Source organism: Bradyrhizobium sp. 134 (assembly GCF_023074155.1).
Lineage (GTDB): Bacteria > Pseudomonadota > Alphaproteobacteria > Rhizobiales > Xanthobacteraceae > Bradyrhizobium.
Genome location: NZ_JADPKX010000086.1, coordinates 660,578 through 683,580, shown reverse-complemented (window position 1 = coordinate 683,580; position 23,003 = coordinate 660,578). Strand labels below are relative to the sequence as shown.

Genomic DNA, 23,003 nt, shown 5'->3' with positions numbered 1-23,003 from the left:
ATCAGTCTGGATTGCTTCGTCGCAAGAGCTCCTCGCAAAGACGACGGAGAGAGCTTCAGCTACGACTTGCTCCTGCCGGCCACTGCCGCGACAGGCGCAGTGCTTTCCTGCTTCTGGAACATCAACAACGGCCGGAAGATGACACGGCCATAGGCCTCGTAATGGTTCTGGGTCGAGACCGCCATCTTCAGCGGCGTCGCGTAATTCGCCTCGAACGTCATGAACGAGGCGTAGGTCCAGGAGAAGCCGATGCCGACCGAGCCCAACTCGGTGATCCCGGGGAAGGTCGAATACACCGCACCCCAGTCGGTGAAGATGTAGGTGTCGAAACCCCTGAGCCATTGCGACCAATTGTAGTGCAGCTCGGCGTTGAAATAATAGCCGCTGTCGCCGGACGCCGAGTTGGAGGGATAACCGCGCACGGTGGTGGGACCGCCGATCGAGAAGATCTGGTCGCCCGGCAGCAGCTTTTCCTGTGTGTACTGCCAGCTCGCCAGCACGTTGGTGCTGAAATTCGCCGGCCCTGCGGCGCTGGTCGCGATCAACGAGCCGGTATAGGTGTTGAACGCGCGGTTGTTGCCGAGCACGTGGTCTTGCCATGCGATGTAGTTCACCGCAGGCGAGACCGTGATCGAATAGGTGTTGCCGGAATTGGTCACCGAGAGGCCCGCCGTGGCCTTGTCGTAGTGATCCTGGGTCACGGCGACCGTGGCGAAGCGGCTGACCGTCTTGCCTTCGGTCTCCGCAGCGTTGAGCAGCACCAGCCAGTTCTGCGTCACCCAGACCGGCTGGCTGAAACTGACCGCGGCCTGGCTCGAGCGTCCGGTGACGTCGAGCGCGACGAACGGTCCCTGGATGATCTTGATCTTGCCTTCGGTATAACTGACGCCGGCGCGGCCGCCCCAGGGATTGACCGGGATGCTGTAGGCGACATTGCCGTTGAGGTTGCCGTCGGAGCGGACGCCGTAGAAGGTCAGGCGGTCGTCGACGCCGAACAGGCCGTGGCGCTTGTAGAAGGCCCCACCCTCCCAACGCCCGGTGTTTTCCGCGCCCTGGTTGTCGGTAAAGAGCTGCAAGGTGTCGACCGGCGGCTCGATCACGGCGAACTGGAGATCGGTCAGGCCGAAGGTCGTGCCGGGCTGGAGCAGCGCCTTGATCTGCACGTCGTTGGTCCGGTTGAACCAGATCACGTCGCGATTGAGTTTTGGAACGTCGAGGACCTCGCCTTCGGGCTCCTTCACGCGCTGGAGGATGTACTCGGTGCGGGTCTGCTTGTTTCCCTCGATGGTCGTCTTCTGGAGCCGGCCTTCGGTCAGCTTGACGCGGACGATGCCGCCCTTGGCATCCTGCTCGGGCAGCGTCGCAATGCCCGTCACGATGCCGCGCTCGGTATAGATGGCGTTGATGTCGGCGACGAGCTGCAGCAGCGAGGCGATGTCGACGTTCTTGCCGACATACTTCTTCGCGATCTCGTCGAGCTCGGCCGGCGTGATGAACTTGGAGGCGTCGAATTCGACCTTGCGCAGGCGGAATTTCGGCCCGCCCGGCTTCAGGAGCGGGGACTTCTCCCGCTCGCCGCCAATCACCGCCGGCCCGTTGAGCTTGGGCGGCGCGCTCTGCTGTTCGAGCTGCCGGCGTTGCCGGTCGACATCGTTCTGGATCACGCCGGGATTGATCGACGGAATCTGCGCCCGCGCGGAGGCGATGCACGACGCTGCCAGTCCAACCCCTATCGCTGCCCCCAGAATGCGCATCCCTGGTCCCGTTACCATGCCTGTGCGAGACGGCCGATGGCCGGCTTCGCTGCCTCGATCGCCGCGTCCTTCCAGCCGGCGCGTCCCACGCGCTGGCCCTGCCGGCGCAGCTTGCGCATGTCGCTCAGTCCCTCGACGTTGACGGCGGGACCAGAGCCGATGGTCTCGACCGGCCGCGGCGTCAGCAGCGCATCGAGCCGCGCCTTGCCGGAGAGACCGAGCAGGTAGAACGTCCCCCCGTCCTTCTTCGCGAGCCAGGTCTCGATGTTCTCGGTGCCCTCGCCGTCGACCGGGATGTTGCGCACCATGCTGGCGCCGGTGAAGTCGTAGCAGCAGGTGTGGGTCGGCCCATAGTTGCTAACGGTGGCCGAGACGTTGCCGGTGTAGAACACCACATAGGCGTTGCTGACATTGGCATTCCCGACCTGGCTCATCGTGAACACGCCACCCGGCTGGTAGAGTTGGAGCGACGGCCAGTTGGACGGCGCGGGCGTACGGTTGTTGAGCAGCACCTGCTGGGTTGCCGTGGTCAGCATCAACTGGCCTGGGACATAGCCGTTCAGGATCGCGACCGCGTGCGCATCAGTCCAGAAGTTCGCGTCCACCACCTTGAACTGGTTGATGATGATGCTGTCCGGATCGATCGAGATATTGGCCGAAGTCGCGACGCCGCCGTTATGGCCGGTGATGTTCATGATCAGCGGAACCGACGGGTTCGAGCGGACCTGCTCGCCCTTGACGTTGATGGTATCGGCGGCGAGATCGAGCTCCTTGACCACGCTGACCCAATCGATGGTCAGGTCGCCCGATGAAGTCAGCTTGATCACATTGCCGCTGACCCGGTCGAGCGAGACCGATCCGGCCACATCGAAATGCGTATCTCCGCTGGCCGAGATCGATCCGCCACGGAGTGAGCCGGTGTCGGACTTGACGTTGAGGTCGCCGGCGTCGCCCGGGATGCCTGTCGTGGTGAGCTGGCTGAAGACGATGTCGTTGACGGCGTGCAAGGTCAGTGTGCCGCCGCTGATGGCGGTGCCAACGGTAATCCCCCCGGCGGTCGCGGTGACGTCGAGTGTGCCGCCGGCCCTGAGATTATCCCAATGGACCACGGTGCCGCTCAGGACCGCGGTGCCGGTCGTCGCCGTGAGGTTATGACCGGTGTTGCTGCCCGCCGCGATCAGCCTTGCCGAGCCGTGGGCGGAGACCGAGCCGAGCGTCGTCACGCCGCCCGACATCACCGTCTGCGCCAGGATGAAGCCGTTGTCCGCATTGACGTTGATGCCGCCGGCATCGCCGCTGTAGCCGGTGGACGTGAGCGACTTGAACGTCACGTTCTGGATGGCATGGACCGTCTGCGAGCCGCTGCTGTCGGCGGTGCCGATGACGATGCTGCCGTTGTTCGCGACGGCGCTGAAGGTGCCGCTTGCGCCTGCATCCGTACCTGCCAGCACTTGGTCGAGCGTCAGGCCGCCGGTGCCGAGGATGTCCACGCTGCCCTTGACCGCCGAGAGCAGGCTTGCCTCGGTGTCGGTCAGAGACTTCAGATAGATGTCCCCGGCACTCGTGCTTGCCGACAGCCGCGCGGCACTGAGGATGAACCGGCTCGTCGCGTTGCCGATGCCGTTGGATGCGCTCAGCGAAACTTCGGCGCCGGAGCCGGCCGCGACGAATTTGGTCTGGCCGTCGCCATTGTCGATGATCGCTCCGAGCGAGGCAACGCCGCCAGCGGTGACGATGATCGAAGGCGCGTTCGAGGCCGCCGCATAGGACAGCGACGAATTCAGCTGGCCGATGGTCGCGTCGCCGGTGGTGGTCACGGAGATCACGCCGGCCGCGTTGATGGCGGAGTAAGCTCCCATCGACAGTGTCGCGGCTACTAGCGTCACCTCGCCGGCGCTGCTGGTCGCAACCACCGGCGCCGTGCCGGTGCCGGCCGCGAAGTTCATGCCACGGTTGGCGAGGAGCTGCATCAGGCCACCGCTGGCGAGGTCGGCATTGATGGTGAGCGCGCCGCGCGCAACGTTCAGCGTCAGTGCGCCGCCGGATGTCAGCGTCCCATAGGCGCCGCTGGTGCCGACCACGAAGTCGCCGGTGACCGCGAGGATGCTGAGATCGCCGACCGCCGAGCCGGTCACGGCGCCGGAGATATTCACCTGCACCGGCTGGAAGGTCGAGCCGTTGAAGCCGATGCTGCCGCCGGCGCGCAGATCGAGGTCGGTGCCGAGAATATGGATCGCGGTACGGTCCGTGAAGCCGGACTCGGCGTAGATGCTGCCGGTCGCCGCGAGCTGGATTGCATTGCCGGCAGCGATGTTGCCGAGGATGAGATCGCCGGTGGTCTGCTTCACATAGATGCCCTGCGCCGACGAGACCTGGTCGAGCTGGTCGTTGGCCGGGTCGGCGAAGGCGATCTGGATCGCGTTCGCGTTGGTCGCGGGATTGCTTCCGGCAGCGCCGGGGGCACCGACATTGCCGTGCTCGGCGATCAGAGTCAGATTGCCGATATCGCCGGAGATCACGGGCGTACCCGTCACGCCGGCGGCGGCGGTGATGCTGGTCACGGCGTCGAGCTTGACGTCCCCGCGGCCGGTCACCTCGATGCCGTTGGCCTGCGCGGCCGCGATCGGGCCGTAATTCGCGGTGATGCCGCCGAGCGTGAGGCTGTTCTTGCTGCCGAGATAGATGTTGGTCAGCGCCTTGGCCGAGATCGCGATCGGGTTGTCGACGACGACGAGGTTCTGCTGCGACAGGCTGACCGTATAGGTCACGACGTGGGTGGTCGGATCCGTGACCGCGCCGACGGTGAGCTGACCCGGACCGGCCGTCGCGAGCAATCCCCTCTGCGCCGGCGTCAGCGACGAGGAATCGACGCTGGTGAATGTGAACGTCTGAGGCGCTGCCGAATTGCCGACCGAGCCGTGCGGCGCGTAGAGCATGATCTGGTTGGCGCTGACATTGGCCACGACGTTCTCGTCGATCGGCGGCGGCGCCGCGCCGACGGCCGACGACGAGACGGTGTAGGCGAGCTGGCTCTGCGTCCACTGCGCGCCCGCGGTGATGATGCCGTAGACCCGCTCGGTCGACGCGAGCGCATAGGCGTAGTTCGCATTGTAAGTGTTCAGCGCCGTTTGCAGCGCCGTATTGCTCGGTAGGCGCTGATTGGCTGTCGTTATGCCGTCGAACAGCTTCGTGAACAGCGTCGACGACAACGAGCTGCCAAACACGGTCCCCAGCGGATCTGCCGGTGCCGTGCCGAGCAATGTCGTCAGCGACGTCTTGAGCTCGTCGGTCGTGATCTTGCCGAGCAGGAACTGGTCCCTCAGGAATCGCGTCGTGGCCTCGACCTTCATGTCCGTCGTCGAGACGTTTGCGGGATCGATGCCGAGCTTGGCCGCCACCTGCGCCCGCAGCACCGTCAATCCCACCGAAGTCGGGTTGTAGGTGCTGCCGTTCGCGAAGGCGATGTTCTTGAGCTGGAAGTAGTCGTTATAGGCCGACGTCACCATCAACTGGTAGCTGTTGACGGCGTTGGTGGCGGCGTTGCCGCTGAGCAGGTCGAGGCTGGTCCAGACGTCCTGGAGATGCTGGCTCTGCGCCTGGGTGAGACCGACCGCCGCCCTTCCGTTCAGGATGCTGGCCTGGTTGCCGTCCGAGCCGGCCGCCTCGAGGAACACCGGGCCGCCGCTCGACTGGACCGTGCCGAGACGCAGGTCGCCCTTGGACTGCACGATGTAGGTGCCGGTCGCCGATGCGCTGTCGAGAACCCCGCCGTCGACGGTGCCGCCGGCCTGCGTCGTGCCCGTCGCCTGGATCACCAGCGGATTGATATTGGTCAGGGTGCTCGCGCCGTTGATGACGGCGCTCGTCGCGCCGATCGCGCCGGCGGTGGAGTTGATCTCGACGTTCTTGCCGATCACGACGGGGTTGGCGACGTCGTAGGGCGAGGCCGAGTTGATGTCGCCGGTCGCCGAGATAAAGACGCTGCCCTGCGGCGTGCTTCCTGCCGAATTCACCTTCACCTGGTTGATCGAAAGCGAGCCGACGGCCGCGATCGCGATGTCGTGGTCGATCGAACTGGCCGTCAGGCTGCCACCATAGACCTGCACCTGGACGGGAACACCATTCGCGCCGATCGTGCCGATGCCGCCATCCGCCGAGAGAATGACGCTCCGGCCCGATATCATCGGGTTGTTCGCGTTCGTGCCGCTGGTGATAGCCGAATTGGCCCCCGTGGCGCTGACCGTCGTCGTGCCCGAGAGGTTGTTGATCGGACCGTTGACGACGATGCCGGAGTTGGACGTGACCAGAACCGTGCTGTTGCCGCCGCCGCTGAACGAGATGTTGATCGGGTTCGACGCCTTGACCGTATTGGTCAGCGTCAAGGTCAGGTGATCATAGATATTCTGGTACCAATTGTATTGGTTGTCCGTGCCGCAGCACTTCTCGGGATGGGTGTTGCCGCCACCGGTGTGATAGGAACCGGTTGCGGTGACGACTTCCTGGAAGTTCGAGGTCTGTGGGCCAGTGCTGCCGCCGCCGCCCTGGGCCTGCTGCACGTCCGAAACCAGGCTGATGGTGCGGGTCCAGTTCTGCCCGGTCGCCGAGTTGGGCGTGTAGTGCCATCCGTAGTCGAACTGCGTCGAGCTGGTCGGACGATCCAGCGTAGCCGTATCGACCCACTGGTAGAACATGTTTGCCTTGGTCGCGTACTGGATACCTGCCGTGCCGCTGAGGCTCGTCAACATCGTGTCGGTGTAGTGGCTCGCATTGACGCCGCTCGTTTGATACGTCGACACCTGCTGGCCGCCCGCGGCGGACGGATTGTAGACGTACCACGTCGTCTGCTGCTTGAGCTGATCGACGATCTCGATCACGCTCGGCGCGCTGACGCCGGTATTGATGGTGTTGGTGACGAGCTGCAGGCCGGTTGTGTTGTTGACCGTGATCGAGCCGGCGCCACCTTTGACCGCGATCGTGCCTTGGGAGACACCGTCCTGAGTCGAGGTCGAGATGATCCTGCCGTTCAGATAGACGTAGCCGCCCGAGCCCTGAACCACGCCGTTCACGAGGATCTGGTCGGTGAGAGCGTTGTACTTCACGCCGATCTTGATGTCGCCGGCAGCCTCCGTCGTCGCAGACGCCGTGATGTCGTAATAGCTGCCGTTCCGGGCGTTGACCTGGGCCTGGGCAAAGTCCGCGCCCGCATTGCGGCTCTTGAGGTCGTTGATGGCGGTCAACGTGGAGCCGCCGATATCGACCGAGTAATCGCTGCTCGTGCCGCTCTGGATGGTGCCGTTGATGTTGATGACCCCCGCCGAGATGATGATCGCCTTGCCGAAGATGAAGGGCGCGTTAGCCGGCGGATTGGTCCCCGTGCTCGAGTTCGCGGCTGAGTTCGAAGACGCGGTCTTCGGCGTGATCACGTCGGGCTGGATATTGACGACCTGGAAGTAGGCAGAGCACCCCGCGCAATTGAATGGCGAGTAATACGTAGCCGTGTGGTTGGTGGTGGTGGTGTTGCCCTGTGCATCTGTCGAGGTCGTGGTGTAGTCGTAGGTCGAGTTGCTGTAGACGCCTTGCCCGGTATAGGTATTTCGCTCCCACGGCGCGGTGGAGATGGTCTGAGCCGTCGGGCCCTCCATGATCGCGAGCGTAGCAGCGTTAGGCACGCCGCCGACGTTCGGGTTACCGGCGCCGGGCGCACCCTGGCCCATCGGCAGGAAGATCGCCGAATAGAGCGACAGGCCGTCGTAATACAGATCCAGCATGCGCGCGGTGAAGATGGTGCTGTTGCTCGCCGTTTGCTGAACGCCGTTATTGCCGTCGACGCAGCAATAGTAGGAATACGGGTGACCGCCGCCCGCACCGATATGCGGGCTGTTCGCGTAATCGCCATAGGCGCCGAGATAGGTCGCCGCCGCCATCACCGCCGTCAGCGTGTCATTATCACCTGGCTTGAATTCGACACCCGACCATTGCGAGAGAACATCGTGGTTGGAGGTGTAGAAGCTGCCGATGCCGCCGAGGAAGACGAACGAGCCGTTGGGCGCCACCATCTGGACAGTCGCGGCGTTGAGCGACTGCGACGCGACGATGCTGCCGAGATTGTTGGTGATCTTGAGCAGGCCGTTCTCGTTGTTGACGACGCCGTCGAAATAGATGTCGGGCGTGCGGGTCAGCTGGTTGCCGTTCTGGTCGACGCCGAGTCCGCTGGAGGGATCCAGGCGGTTGTAGGTGGCCGAGATGTCGATGATCGGCGTCGCGCTCGGCGTGGCCGTGAAGGTCACATTGGAGTGCGAATCCGGGTCGACATGGTCGATCTGGCGGTAGGTGATGTTTCCTCCGGTGATATTGGTGACCGTGAGGTTGGCCAGGTCCATGAAGTCGAGGCCCCTGTTCTCGATCTTGATCATCGGCGAGCTGCGCGCGATGACCGCCGGCGCTGCGGGGTTCGTGCCGCTGTTTCCGGTCAGCTTCTGCGCCAGGATCGAGACGTTGCCGGCGGACACCAGCATATCGCCGAACGCGAAGGCATTGCCGGCGGCGTCGGAGGTATACGGCGCCTGCTGGATCAGCGCGTTGATCTGGCGCTGGAAGTCGCCGGTCGGATCGGTGCCGGACGGCGACATCGTGGCGGGCGCCGCGGGCGTCGCCGCCGCGAGCTGCGAGCGGATCTGCGTCTCGGTCAGGCCGGTCAGCGTGGCGAGCTGGTTGACGACGCTCTGATAGGGATTGAAGCCGCCGACGATGGTGTACTGGACCACCTGGTGGTTCCAGCTCATCATCGGGTTGAAGTGATCGACGTCGGCGACATATTCGAGGGTGGGTGTCGACGAACCGCCGGACAGCAGTGACGAGTAAGGACTCGTCGTGCTCGCGGTCGGTGCGCCCGCACCAACGTCGATCGTAATGGTGATATCGTTGTTGATGCCCGCTACCACCAGGCCATTGAGCGCGACATCGCCGGTTCCGCTGGTGTGGCTGTGGTTGTCGCTGTTCTTGGCGCTGAAGATGTCCAGATAGGGATTGTAGTTGCTGCCATTGCCGGAGGCCGTAACCTGACCCTGGGTCGCTCCCAGGGAAATGTTCTGGACGCCGAGCACGCTTGAGGTGTTGGCGAGCGTCAGGCTCGTGGTGTCATCGGCGTTGGCCGTGCCGCGGTAGAGCGTGGAGATCGGAATCGCGGTGTTGTTGTAGACGACCGTCGTCGCGGTAGCCTGAACGCTGCTGAAGATAATGGTGTCGCCCGACATGCCGGCATAGATGTTGATCTGGCCCCAGGCTTCGACCTTGGCGTTGTTGCCGACGGTGACAGCCTGGTTGGCATGAACCCAGCTGTTGGTGCTGGCGCCGACGCCGGCGATCGCGCCGTAGAGACTGGCATTGGCGTTGTTGGCCGCCGCCATCTTGGCAGCCGTACCGATATAGATCTTGCCGGCGCTGAAGAGTTCGCGGGCATTGATGTTGACCGCGAGCGTGGCGTTCGCCGTCATGTTGGATTCGGCGCCGCCGCCGGCGAAGAACGCGGCTGTGGCCAGGCTCGCCGTGTCGTTGGTATTCAGCGTGTTGTAGGCCTCGATGTTGATCACCGCCGCCGATGTCCGGGGATCGCCGTTGAGGCTCAGCACCGTCCCGGCGCCGATATTGGTGGTGACGGTCTGGGTGACATGCGTGTTGCTCAGTGCCGCAGCACCCGCGAACACGCCACCGGAGCCCGACCGCGCGCCGCCACCAGCCTGGTTGACGATGTCGTTGGCGATGGCGACCATGTCGCCGCCGGCCGAGTTGATGATCAGATGAGGTCCAATGTCGACGGTCGTGGTCGCGTTGACGTCGTTCTGCGCGCTGCCTCCGGAGACGCCGGCCGTGGACGCCTGGTAGGCATCGCCGCTGGCGGCATAGTTCGTGGTGTGCTTGGCTTGGATGTTGAGGCCGCCGAAGAACAGCGTGTCATCCGTTGCGCCGCCGTCGAACCGCGCATTGGTCACGGCGGTCGAACTGGTCGTCGCGACCGCGGCAGCGCCGGCATAAGTGCCACCCGCGCCAACCGTCGCATTGGAGACGTTGATGTCCTTGCCGGTCGCCGTGATCTGGAGGATACCGGTGTAGTCGGCGTGATTCAGATGGGTCGCATCCATATCGTCGGGGGCGCCCAGATAAGCGTAAGTGTGCGCGCTCGACGACGTCTGGGCGACCGTCGCACCCACTGCCAGGAAGCCGGTCGAAAGGCCGGTCGCCTGGGCGTATTGGCTGCTGTCGTTCTGGGCCGTGATGACCACGTCGGCGTTGGGAAGCGTAATCCCGGTGCCGCCATACGCGCTCACCGTCGCGTTCTCGGACGCCCTGGCGTAGCTGCCCTGTGCGCCGATCAGCGAGCCACCGCCGCCAGCGAGTGACCAGGCGTAGGTCGTCGTGCCGCTCGTCGGAACCAGCGCCATCGCGGTCACGGCGAGCGCACCGCCCGAGAAGGTGGTGTTGTCGCCGACATTGGCCGTGACGGTGGCCGTCACCATCGATTCCGCGACCGATACGCCGATGGCGCCGCCGCCGACCGCGACGCCAATCGCCTTGCTCGAAAGATTGGGGGTGAGCGATGCCGACACCAGCGTGCCGACGCCGGCCGCGGAGGTGGTGATCGAGGCGCTGGAACCAATCTCGGCAAGAACAGTCGAATTTTCCTTTGCCGTCGCGACTGCGCCGTCACCGGCGACGATACCGCCGGCGACCGCGGTCGCGGACGCCGACATGGCGCCAGCCTCGCCTGCGCCAACCGCAAGGGTCGAGCTGTTCACCGTCGCGTTCGACAGCACCTTTGCCGCGACCGAACTGGATCGTCCCGTGGTGGCGATCGATACCCCGATGGCCGCAAGGCCGCCGGTGCCGCCGCCCGCGGTCACGCTCTGCGTCGAGCTGTCCATCGCCATGACGGCGACGCCGGTGCCGCCCGTGCCGGTGACGGAGCCGCCGAGCTGGGCTGTCACGGTGTTGGCGACGTTGCCGACCGCCACGGCAGCATCCGCGCCGAAGTAGAGCGCTGCACCGCCGGCAATCGCCTCGCTGTCGACGGTCTTGCCCGAATAAGGGCCGGTGTCGGCGTCCTTGACCCGCGCGGCGACCGTCACGGAAGGCGCCGCAACGATCGCGCTCAGATTGGCGAGCACGCTGCTGTTGACGCTGGTGTAGCCGATGCCGGCACCGATCCCGACATTCTTGGCAAAGCCAGCGCCGAGCAGGAACATCTTGGTCGCGTTGGCGCTGGTAGCAGCGACGTTGACCTGCGTGCCCGTGACGTTGCCGCCCGCGATCCGGGCGGTGACGCCGTCATTGCCGCCCGTCAAAACGGTGCTGACGTCGTAGGTCGAGGTTGCGTTGGCGTTGCCCGGATTGCCCGAGGTGCCGCTCGCGACCGCGTCGCTGCCGTGCGAGGAATTGGTGCCCGCGTTCACCGACGCGAGGGTGCCGTTGTTGCCCTGGTTGAGCTGGCCGGTCTGCTCGCCCTGCGTATCCGGATCGGCGGTGTTGGTGCCGACGATGATGACGCCGACGGTTGCGCCGATGCCGACGCTGCCGCCGATGCCGGCGGTGACCGCGTAGGACAACACTTCCTTGGTGCTGAGCGCCCCGACATTGATCGCGCCGGACGAATTGAGGTTGCTGTTGCGGCTTTCCGCAATGGTCTGGCTCTTGAAGACGATAACGTTGGCCGCCGCGCCAACGCCAACGCCGGACCCGCTGGCTGCAATCGAGAGCGCGCCGGCGATCTCCTTGATCGCAACGTCCTCGGTGGCGTTGATGGTGACCGCGCCAGCCGCGCCGCCCGTGGGGGACTGCAGCGTGGTGTCGTAAACGCCCGCGATGGTGGTATTGTTGGCGATCTCGATATTGGCCATGCCGGCGATCGCCGCCGTGCCGGTCGAAAGCGCCCCGCCGATCGAATAAGCCTGGAAGCGGTTTTTCGTCGTTGCCTGGACGTCGAGCGCACCGCTCAGATTGACCGCGGTGGTGTGCGCCGCGCCGTTGCCCTGGTAGTGGAACTCGTCGCCGACATAGGCCTCCGTCCGGTTCGCCGAGACCTGAACCAGGAACGCCGCGCCGATCGCGGCCTGGCTGCCATACGCGCCCGAGCCGTTCGCCGACGCGATACCTGTGGCGTCGTAGGCGTTGACCGTGAGCGACGACGCCGTGAGGGAGCCGCCGTCGACATAGGCCTCGGTAGTCGCGACGAAGACGTTCAGCCCGACCGAGCCGGTGCCGAAACCGACCGCGATCGATGACGCGTCCTGCTCGGCATTGGCTTTCACGGTGACGGCGCCCACCGTTGCGCTCGTCGACTGCACGCCGCCAACGGTCGCATTGGTGATGTACGCCTCGGTGTCACGCGACATCGTCGTGCTGAGAATGGTCGCGCCGCCGCCCCCGCTCCCGGTTGGCGGCACCACGCCGGCGCCGAACGCGCCCGAATAGGAGAAGCTGCTGGCGGCCACCTCGATCTGTGGGTCCAGCGTCGAACTTGCCAGCCGCGTGTCGATTGCCGCGCCGTCGATATAGGCCTTGGTGGATCCGCTCATCACATTGGTGATCGGATTGATCATGATGGAGATGCCCGAGCCCGCAGACAGGGTGGCGACGTTGGTGACGACGGCCTGGTGCGAGCTGGCGACGACGGCGAGGCCGCGTACACTCTCCTGGGTCTCGCTCAGATCGGGCGTGGTGTCGGTGGGCGCGCTGAAGCCGCCGAGATCGATCGCGTGCGCGAGCGTGCCGCTGTTGACCGAAAGCACGTCGCTCGTGCTGGTTCCGCGCGCATCCACTTTGGTTGTCGTCCCGCTGATATAGGCCGCGGTGGTGCCGGTGATCTTGTTCGTGACCATCGAGCCCGCGCCGCCGGCCGCGCCCTTGCTGATGGACACGGCGCCGGCGAAAACACCCGCTTTGTCATTATTGCCGGCTAGCACGGCAACGTTGTTGTTCGCGATGACGTCGGCCCCGCCGGCAATGCTGGCGGTGACGTTGGTTCCCATCAGATTGGTAGCGACCGAGCCTGCAAGGCCGATCTGCGAAGAAATCGCGATACCCACGGCAACTGTCGAGATGCTGGCGTTCGAGTTCGCGTTGACGGCGACACTGCCCGAGGCGGTCAGCTTGGAACCGGTGACACCGGCGCTGACATTGTTGGCAATGCTGCTGTAGACGAGCGCCAGGCCCGCGGCGCTGCCTTGCGTCGAGCCGCCAGCGACGGCGGCGGCTCCGGTGATGCTGGAATTCTCGATCGCGGTGACGGAGATGTTGGAGGCCGTCACGGTCGATTGCGTCGTGTCGGACTGGTTGTTACCGATAGCCGCCGAAACAGTATTGGCGATCGAGCTGATCGTCATGCCGCCAACGCCGGCAAACTGGCCGCTCGCCAGACCGAATCCGATCGTGACCGACTGGATCTTCGTGGTGTCGACCGCATTCACGCTGACTGTGCCGAGGGCCGACATCCGGACGTTGGCGATATAGGCCGAATGCGTCGTCGCGATGGTGTCATACACCATCGAAGCGCCGACATTGTTCTTGCCGGCCTGGATGGTGCCCGCAACGGAGACGATGCCGGCGCCCGGACCGTTACCCGCGCCGCCGTTGAGCGCCGCCGCGCTGAAATCTATGCAATTCGCCGTGCCGTTTCCGGCGGCGGCCGTGCACGTGTCCGATGCGAGATGACCGCTGTTCGACTTCTTGACCAGATTTCCGAGCGCCGTATCGAGGTCCGACACAGCGCCACTGTCCGCCAGCACCGTCACGCGCCCGACATTGATGTTCACCGTCGCGCTGCTGCTGATATACGCCGTCGTCGTGGGCGTAATCTCGTCGACGACGATTGCCCCGGCAAGTCCGTTGGCGTTGCTCCCTGCCCCGCCCGAGGCCGCGCCCGCCGCAATCACGCTGGCGCTGTCAGCCAGCACCAGCAGGCTGTCATAGTTCGAGATCGACGTATTGCGGATATGCGCGTCGGTGGCATTACCGCCCGAGGGATCGGCAATCGACGCATAGGTCAGCGCGATGCCGACACCGGCCTTGCCGCCCGAGAGATAGAGCGAACCGCCGCCGATCGCGATGTTCGTGGTCTGATAGGCATCGACCTCGATCGCGCGGTTGGTCCCCGTCGCGAAGCCCGTGATCGTCGAGTTCTCGATATAGGCATTGGCACTGTCCGTGACGATGCCGACAGATCCCGACAGAGCGAGCGCATTAGCTGACGTTCCGCCGGCCACGCCGAGGGCGACGACGGTTTCCGACCCGCCATTAAGTGCCTGCACCGTCACAGACATCTGGTTCTGCATCGTGGTGCCGGAGATATAGGCGAGCGTGGCATTGTTGGACATCGCAGCCGCGATGGCGGCGCCGATCGCGGCTCCCTGAGACGACCCGCCCGACATGTTGGCCGCGGCGGAGCCGGAGCCGTTGCTCAGAATCGTGTCGTTGAGCGCCTGCACGATCGTATTCGTGTTCACCGCGGTCGCCGTGGTGAATTTGTTGACCGACGTATTCTTTATATAAGCACTGGTCCCGAGCGAGACGTCGCTCACGGACGAGCTGCCCGCAAGGTCCATGGTGAAGCCGCTCGTGCTCGATCCCGAGCCCGAGCTGATCTTGTTTGCAGCCAGCGCGATCCCGGCCGGCCCGCCGGTCGCGGCGGCACCGGCGGCGTTCGCCTTGTCGGCGAAGCTGGACAATGACGGCTCGCTAATCGAAGCCGCGACGGCCGCGGACGTGATCCGGCCAGAGGTGGTGGCGCTGATCGTGAGGTTGTCGGCGTTGACCGAGCCGCTTCCGCCGCCGTTGCCGGCAAACGGATCGTTGCTGCTGAACGGACCGGACCGGATGTCGGAATGGTTGTCGCCGATATAGGCGGATGTATCCATATTCGCGCCCAGATAGGCAACGGACAATCCAACCGCCGAACCGCCGCCGACATTGACCGCGCCGGCGATCGTCACGACCGAGAGATCCTGCTGCGCCAGGACGTTGAGCGTCGGAGAAAAGACGCTGGCCTGGCTGGAGATCGAGGCGTGCGTCGTGTTGTTGAGGAACCCGAGCGAGGTGATGCCGTTCAGAGCCAGCGCGCCGCCGGCCTTTCCGGACGACGGCGCGACCGCGACGAACTGATCCGAGGTGATCGCGTTGACGGCGATATCGTCCGCCGCCCGCAGCGATGCACTCTCCGAAACGCCGGCGATCGTGCTGGTGTTGAACTGGACGAAATTGAGCGATCCGCCCACCGAGGAGCCGCCGGAGGTGTTGCCGGGCAGGAAGCCGAGTGTACCGACATTGCCGGCGGCGTCGATCGACGCCGTCGTCGTCGTCGCCGCGATCTGGATGCTCGCGTCGTAAGTGTGGACGTCGCCGTTGTTCGCCGTCGCGGACCAGCTGCTGCCGCAAGCCGCCGTGCATGTCGCGGTCAGGCTGGCGCTGCTGGCCACCCACGCCGTGGTGTCATTGTTCACGACGAAATGGTTCACCGAGCCGGCCACGGCGGCGGTATCGCCCGCGTCGGCCGTGGCGTTGGCATAGCTGGTCAGGATGTTGCCGCCGACGCCGAGATTGCCGTTGAGGTGGCTGAGAACCTCGGTCAATCCGTCCCACTTCAGCCAGGTATTGGTGATCGGCATCCAGGTGCTGGCGTCGACAGCGATGTTGGCCGCATTGATCACGGTACCGCCGCCGACATAGGCGTTCGAATTGTGATTGAAGTTGCCCCATGCGACCGCGGCGCTGATCGCGACCCCCTCGCCGCTCGTCGGGTCCGAGGCGATCGCGGAAGCCGTGGCGTTGCTGCGCACGCCGCGGTCGACGAGGGTGCTGACGACGGCGACGTTGCCACTGACATAGAGGTTCGGTGCGCCGCCGCTCGGATTCTGGCCGATCGACGCGGTGGCGTTTTCGGTGCTGTTGGCCAGCGACAGCGCGGCGGCGGCCTTCAAATTGAAATTCACCGGCATCAGCGGGATCATATGCTGAGCGATGATCGAACCCGGGCTGGCCGTGGAGACCATGAAATCCTGGATCGCGCCGATCACGGCCGGCGTACCGACGATGGTCGAAGCCATGGTCGAGTTGCTCGTGGTGTTCGACGTCGCCTCGACCATCACGGAGCCGTTCATCCGGGACGACGTGCTGGTGCCCAGGGACGAGCCGAGCTTTGCGGTGGCCGACGTCGTGACGTCGCTGATGGCGAGCGCCCCGCCTATGCCGCCGCTCGCATTCGGTGTGCTCAGCGCGACCGCGGTGGCACTGGTCGAGAACGAGTTGTTGTTGATCGCACGCACCGTCAGCGCGTTGCCGGATGCAATCACGTTGCCGACGGAAAGGTTCGCGCCGGTCGCGACATTGGCGGTGGTCGAGACCGAGCCGGTGGAATAGGCAACGGTCGCGACGAACTGCGCGCTGGACGTCGCCGCGACCGCAGTCACGTTCAGCGTGGCGTCATTGATGGCGTGGATGTTGAGGTTGCCGCCCGCGCTGATCGTGGCGCCGGAGGCCACGTTGGTGGTGACGTTGCCGTCGAGCTTGCCGACGACGGCGGCGGCGCCGATCGGCGAACCGCCGAGCAAGGTGCTCGCCAGCGCCGGATCCTGCGCCGTTTCCGAGCCGTGCGACCTGATGTCGACGTTGCCGACGCCGTTGATGTTGGCGTGGCTGTTGATGTTGACCGTCGCCGTGGCGCTCGCGGCCACATAGCCGCCGTTGAGGCCGAGCAGCGAGGCTGCAAGCGTGGTGCCGACCAGCGTGAAGAGGCCGGGCACCGAGCTGGTGAAGCTCGATGTCGCCGTCGAGGTCGCACCAATCGAGATGTCGCCGCCGGTGATCTGGCCGTCGATCGTGATTCCTGTGGTCGCGGTGGCCTGGCCCGAGAGCTTGGTATCAGTCGCCGTCGCGGTCAGCGTGACACTGCCGCTGGCGTAGTTCGTTCCACCAACATTGATCGCTTGGGCGAGAATCTTCGCTCCGTTGACGATGCTGATGGTCGGCGCGTCGATCTCGACATTGATGGCGTTGCCGACGGAATGAGTCTTGGTGGCGTCGAGGTTGCGGGCATCGATCACCGCATGCGCGGCCAGTGTGACCGAATTGTCGGCCTGAACCAGATAGGTGCCACCAGCGCTGAGCGCCGCGATGGCGTTGGCGACGGACGTGTTCCCGAGGGTTACGCCGACGTCGCCCTGGCTGGCGTCGCCGATCACCACATCGGTCGGGTCGATCAGCAGCGTGCCGGCCCGGCCGTTCGGCGCGGCGAGGTTGATGGTAACGCCGCTGCCGACGTCGATGACGCCGTTTCCGCTCAGCTCGACCAGGCCCGCATTGCCGGTTTTCGAGCTGGCATTGATCTTCGCGCCGCTCTTCACGGTCACGTCGTTGCCGGCCTTGACGAGGACGCCGCCGGCATCGGCGGTCCTGCTCGCCGTGCTCAGCCGCGCATTCTTGCCGAGTTCGGCCTGGTTGCCGGCCACGACCGTGATGTTGCTTGGCGTGGTGGTCTTGCTGCGCGCGGTCAGCCGTCCGTTGACGCTGGCGCTGTTGACGGCGCCGATGTGAATGGAGCCGTTGCGCACGGAAATCGCGGCAGCGCTCCGCAGCCCCTTGGAATTGACCGAGGCCGCGAACTTCGCGGCATGATCGAGATTGGCAATGTCGCGCTGGCTCGCGCCACCGACAAGGACGTTCTGCCCGGTCAGGCGCACGCCATCGATGGCATTGACCCGGCCGTAGATCCGGATGTTGCCGTCCGGCGAGACCGGGAACGAGCCCGCCATCAGATTGGCGATGGCCGAACCGTTGATCTGCCCCTGCGCGCCGATCAGGCTGTCGGTGAACTCGCGCGTCGGCGTCGAGACGTTGAGGCTGCCGACATTGACCGTTCCGCTGCGGCCGACCACGAAGCCCTTGGGATCGGCGAAATAGACGTTACCGCCGATCGCGCCATTCATGTAGGAGTTCAGCGTGCCGTTGACGTAGACCGGTGCGTCGCGAACGATGTTGACGAGATTTTGCGTGCCGGTCGGCAATTGCAGATTGACCGTGTTGCCCTGCCCGACGCTGAACTGCGAGAACGAGTTGAAGGCACTGGTGCCGGAGACGGTCGACGTCGTGACGGTGGTCACGCTGCCAGACGTCTGAAGGCTGGTCCCGGTGCGGCCGTCCGGCGTGATCACGTTCGCCGGCTGCGCCTGCAGGCGAACACTGAACACCGGCAGGAAGACCATCTGCATCGCGCAGAGCAGTGACATCGAGCGGAAACGCGCGAGCCCCCGCAGCGTAAGCTCGTCATTGTCTCGCCTTGCAGATGGTCGGCGCATTTCAGATCCTCTTCATCGGCACTGGGGCCGATCCACAACCGGCTGGGAGAATGTCGTGGCGCGCGGCATCAGAACTGGCCGGGCGGCAGCTTGAATATGTCGGGGCTCTTGGCATCGGCCACGTAGAACAGCAGCAGGCTGGTAGGCGTCAGCACTCGCTGGTTGTTGTCCTTGTTCTCGAACGTGCCCTGGAGAAGCAAAATGACCGAGCGGTCCTTGGCGTCGCTGCCGCGGAACATCACGATGCCGCCGTTGACGGGCATGTTGACCGCGATGGAGTCGGGCTTGAAGCCCTCGCTGAGGAAATGGGCGCGCAGGATGTTGGCGTTGGAGAACAGCTTCTCCGGCGTGATCGCCGCGTCGGTGCCCTTCGACCAGACCGCGCCGACCTGGATCAGAGACTTCGACTTGTAGCCGAACACGTAGGAGAGCTCCGCGGTGCCGCCGTTCGGCAGCAGCTCGGGCGCCGAATAGAGCAGGCTGTGCGTCAGCTCGGATGCATTGTCCTGCGCCCTGACGGCGTCGGGCTTCGCGCCGAAATCCTTGGCTATCGCCGCGCGCACGTCGGCCTCGTTCATCCCGAACTTGGCCGAGCGGAAGCCGTCGATCGCCTTGGAGTCGATCGCCTTGGACTTGTCGTCCGGGGCCGCCGTCTCGGCCGCGGCCGCCGACGTCGCGCCGGCAGCGACCGGCGTCCCGGCTGCTGCGGGAGCGGCACCGGCGGCGGCTCTCGGTGCCGTCGCAGCTTTCTGCTTTGGCACGGCGCCCTGGGCCGCAAGGGGGCCCGCTGCAACGGAGGTGAGCAGGCCGACGAGGGCCGGAACGAGATAGATCTTGCGCATCGAAAACCTTCGAAAAAAATTTGAAACAACGCTTCAAAAATCAGCAGCTACGAAATCGGCCTCCCCGAACCGTCATCACGACCGAGACGGAAAATGTTGCAACGCCGCAGTGCGTTACAAGGTGTCACGGAGGAGGCAAGGTTCGAACAGCGACTCTTTGGCGGCGTAGGAATACGGTATCGGGCTGCCAAACGCTGCGAATGAGCAGTCACAAACGCAATTTTTCATCAATTGTGGATGCCGGCCGTTCGCGCTAAGCATCGGCTTAGGGCAAAGCATCATGCAAAGACTTTCATGACCGAACGGCCTTCCGCTCTCGCGGTCGATCGCCGCGGGTTCATTCGCCTTGCGGGCACGACCGCCGCAGGATGGCTGGCGCTGGGCGCAACATCTGATCGCGTGCGGATCGTGGCATCGCTGACGGCGTTGCCGCTCGACGACGAACTGACCAGAAGGAGCATGATCGACAGCCCGACCTCCCGCCTGGGCGGCCTCATCGTGGGCTTGAGGCAGCGAGGCTGGGTCGAAGGCGTCAATTTCCGCCTCGAACTCCGTTCGACCTTCGGCGCGCCGGACAGACTGAAAACCGCGGTCCAGGAATTGCTGGCGCTCAAGCCGGATGTGATCCTGACCGGCTCGACGGTCGAAACCGCAGCAGTCCTGGCGGCCACCAAAACCATCCCGATCGTGTTCGCGACCGCCAACGATCCCGTCGGCAACGGCTTCGTCGAAAGCCTCGCCCATCCCGGCGGCAACGTGACCGGCTTCACCAACAGCAGCGCCGAGATGGGCGGCAAATGGCTTCAGCTCATTCGCGAGGCGGTGCCGGATCTTGCGCGCGTCGGTATTCTGTACAACCCGGCGACCACGCCTCGCGGCGGCCGCTTCTTCCTCGATTCCATCGAGCAAGAGGCAGCACTGGCCGGCGTGTCCGTGGTCCCCGCGCCCGTCAGCGCGCCAACCGAGATAGACGAAGCCGTCAGGCCCTTCTCCGAACCGCCCAAGGCGGCGATGATTGCGCTGGTCGACAGCTTCCTCGTGGTCCACCGGCAGGCTGCGGTGGCGGCGGCGGCCAAATATCGCGTGCCCACGATTTACCCGTTCCATTACTTCATGGATGCGGGCGGGCTGATGAGCTATGGCCCGACGCTCGAAGTGCGCTCGGCTGACTATGTCGATCTCATCCTGCGCGGCACCAAGGCCGGCGATCTGCCGGTGCAATCGCCGCGGAAATACGAGCTCCTGATCAACCGCACGGTCGCCCGCACGCTGGATTTGACGATACCATTCACGCTGCTCGCGCGGGCCGACGAGATCCGCGAGTGAACGAGACGATCGACCAGGGAGATTTGCGGCCACCTCCCGGCCGGCTGTTCCGCAAATACCTCTACTCGATCGTCGCGCTCGCTTTTGCCGCGCTCGCCATCAACACGGGCTTCGACGTCTGGTTCTCCTATCGCGAGCAGAAGCAGCTCCTGGCGGCGACCCAGCGCGAGCAGGCAGCAAGTGCCGCCATCCAGATCGGCCAGTTCATTGGCCAGATCGAAAACCAGATCAGATGGCTTTCGCGCCTGCCCCCGGAGCTGTCCACGAACGAGGACCAGCGTCTGAACGCCATCCGCCTCCTGCGCCTCTCGCCCGCGATCGCGGAAATCGCCGAGCTCGACGCCCGCGGCCGCGAGCAGGTCCGCGTGTCGCGCCGCGTCGCGGACAGGATCGGAAGCAAGGCCGATCTCTCCGCTTCGCAAGCCTTCCGCGGCGCCAACGAAAGCCGCGCCTATTACGGACCGGTCTACTTCCTCGGTGACACCGAGCCGTTCATGACGCTCGCCACGCGTGGAACTGGCGTCGCGCCCGATGTGATTGTCGCCGAGGTCAATCTTCGCTTCATCTGGGACCTCGTCGCCGGGATCAGGGTCGGCAACACCGGCAAGGCCTACGTGGTCGATCGGATGGGGTTGTTGATCGCGCATCCCGATTTGTGGCCGGCGTTGCGTCGCAGCGATCTCTCCGGCCATCCGGACGTCCGGGCCGCGCTCGATGGCGTCGGGCCGCCCTCGGGCGGCCTGGTCAAGGAGGATCTGTCCGGTCAACGCGTGCTGTCGACCTATGCGACGGTCCCCTCGCTGGGCTGGCTGGTGTTCGTCGAGCTGCCGCTCACCGAAGCCTACGCACCGATCTATGCGTCGATCGGACGCTCGACTTTTCTCCTGGTCATCCTGCTGGCATGTGCGGTGCTGGTCTCTCTCTTTCTGAGCCGGCGCATGACCGTGCCGATCCAGATCCTGACGCAGGGCGCGCGGCGGATCGGCAGCGGCGACCTCGGCCTGCGGCTCGCGATCAAGACCGGTGACGAGCTGGAGGCGCTCGGCGATCAGTTCAACCGGATGGCCGCTCACTTGCGCGAATCCTATGCGACGCTCGAGCGCAAGGTGATCGAGCGCACCTCCGAACTGGAAAAGACCCGCGACCAGGCCCTTGCCGAGCACGATGCCGCCGAGCGCGCGCGCAGCGCGGCGGTGGCGGCCAACGAGACCAAATCGCGCTTTCTCGCGGTCGTCAGCCACGAGCTGCGCACGCCGCTGAACGGCGTCATGGGCGTACTGCAACTGCTCGACGACGGCAGCCTCGGCGAAGCGCAACGGCGCCACCTCACCACCGCGGCCGCGTCGGGCGAAACGCTGATCGCGCTGGTCGACGGCATCCTCGAATATGCACGCCTCGAGGCCAGCGCCGAGACTCTGGAAACCCGCGATTTCCGCCTCGACCAGCTCATCGAAACGGCGGCCGACCTGATGCGCCCGCAGGCCTCTCACAAGGGCCTCTCCTTCGATCTCGCCTGCGATGCGACGGTCAATACCTCCGTGCACGGCGATCCGGTGCGGCTCAATCGCATTCTGCTCAACCTGATCGGCAATGCGATCAAGTTCACACCGCGCGGCGGCATCGGCTTGAGCGCGGCCGCCGAGGCACATGACGATCATGTCCTGCTGCGCATCACCGTTCGCGATACCGGCATCGGCATCGCGCCCGACATGCACGAGCGGATTTTCGAAGATTTCGTCCAGGCCGACGACAGCATCGCGCGGCGGTTCGGCGGCACCGGCCTTGGACTGGCGATCGCGCGGCGCCTGACCCGCCTGATGCGCGGCGAGTTGACGGTGGCGAGCACGACGGGCACGGGCAGCTCGTTCATGCTGCAGGTCCCGCTTGGCCTCGCCGCGAGCGGCATCGCGCAAGGCGCGGACCAGCCGCCCTCGCGGCAGCTTCGCGTCCTGCTGGTCGACGACGACCCCGTCAATTGCGAGGTCGGCGAAGCGATGTTGAAGAGGCTCGGCCACCCCACCACCATCGCCACGAACGGCGCGTCGGCCATCGCACTCGCTCGCGATCAAGCCTTCGACATCATCCTGATGGATCTGCACATGCCCGATATGGACGGGGTCGAGGCGGCATCGCGGATTCGAAAGCTCGGTCTGCCGACGATGCCACGCATCATCGCGGTGACCGCCGACATGTCGCCCCGCGCCCGCGAGCGGCTCGCGGGCGCGGGCATTGCCAGGATCGTCAGCAAGCCGATCCTGATCAATGCGCTGCGCGAGGCGATCGAGGACGATGCCCAGAACCAGCCCGCCGCGCCGCAACTCGCCGCAGGCGCCTTGATCGACCGGCATTTCCTCGATGACCAGAAGGAGCTGTTGGGCCCGGCGCAGATCGCAAAACTCCACGACCTGCTGGAAGAGACCAGCGAAAAGCTGGTCGAGGACATCACCAGGGCAGCAGTGACCGGCGATCCCGCGCAGCTGGCGCGCTGCGCGCATCAACTCGGCAGCGGCGCGAGCGCACTCGGCCTCGTCCGCCTGTTCGAATTCTGCCGTGAGATCGAGCTGGCGGCAGTCACGATGTCCCCGCCCGAATGCCAGAGCGCCGCCCGCGAAATCGCCGCGCTTCGGAAGGCCTCGATGAGCGCGCTGGACGATCTGCTTCGGCCGGCCTAACAGCGTTCGGTCACTGACTGAAATACAAGATGATAGGAGGCGCCGGTGCGCGCAAAATGTCTCGCCATTGTT

The 23,003-nt window shown here is 65.1% G+C and carries 5 protein-coding genes; 2 read left to right on the top strand and 3 right to left on the bottom strand.

The features are described 5' to 3' along the window. Positions 1 to 59: 59 nt before the first annotated feature. The 3 genes from IVA75_RS37975 to IVA75_RS37965 form a co-directional block, all read right to left on the bottom strand. Positions 60 to 1,754, bottom strand: coding sequence for a ShlB/FhaC/HecB family hemolysin secretion/activation protein (locus tag IVA75_RS37975; RefSeq protein ID WP_247288977.1), 1,695 nt, complete (start codon positions 1,752 to 1,754; stop codon positions 60 to 62). Between the two features lie 11 nt (positions 1,755 to 1,765). After that, on the bottom strand, positions 1,766 to 18,091 hold the full coding sequence (locus IVA75_RS37970; protein WP_247288975.1) for a leukotoxin LktA family filamentous adhesin: 16,326 nt from the start codon (positions 18,089 to 18,091) through the stop codon (positions 1,766 to 1,768). A 68-nt stretch (positions 18,092 to 18,159) separates the two neighbouring features. Beyond that, positions 18,160 to 18,933: a hypothetical protein gene (locus tag IVA75_RS37965; RefSeq protein ID WP_247288974.1), complete on the bottom strand. Its 774-nt coding sequence runs from the start codon at positions 18,931 to 18,933 to the stop codon at positions 18,160 to 18,162. Positions 18,934 to 19,227: 294 nt separating this feature from the next. On the opposite strand from IVA75_RS37965, the gene IVA75_RS37960 reads away from it, so the two are divergent. Together IVA75_RS37960 and IVA75_RS37955 are read left to right on the top strand one after the other, a co-directional pair. Further along, positions 19,228 to 20,259 carry an ABC transporter substrate-binding protein gene (locus IVA75_RS37960; protein WP_247288972.1) on the top strand — a complete coding sequence of 344 codons (1,032 nt, stop codon included), beginning with the start codon at positions 19,228 to 19,230 and terminating at the stop codon, positions 20,257 to 20,259. After that, positions 20,256 to 22,931 (top strand): hybrid sensor histidine kinase/response regulator, encoded by a 2,676-nt coding sequence (locus IVA75_RS37955; RefSeq protein WP_247359733.1) that lies wholly within the window; start codon positions 20,256 to 20,258, stop codon positions 22,929 to 22,931. The genes IVA75_RS37960 and IVA75_RS37955 overlap by 4 nt, the downstream gene beginning before the upstream one ends. The last annotated feature ends 72 nt before the right edge of the window (positions 22,932 to 23,003 follow it).

What these genes read in the sequence shown, in the direction of transcription:
- IVA75_RS37965 (WP_247288974.1), bottom strand. Translation starts at nt 18,933, where the DNA reads ATGCGCAAGATCTATCTCGTTCCGGCCCTCGTCGGCCTGCTCACCTCC.
- IVA75_RS37970 (WP_247288975.1), bottom strand. Translation starts at nt 18,091, where the DNA reads ATGCGCCGACCATCTGCAAGGCGAGACAATGACGAGCTTACGCTGCGG.
- IVA75_RS37960 (WP_247288972.1), top strand. Translation starts at nt 19,228, where the DNA reads ATGACCGAACGGCCTTCCGCTCTCGCGGTCGATCGCCGCGGGTTCATT.
- IVA75_RS37975 (WP_247288977.1), bottom strand. Translation starts at nt 1,754, where the DNA reads ATGCGCATTCTGGGGGCAGCGATAGGGGTTGGACTGGCAGCGTCGTGC.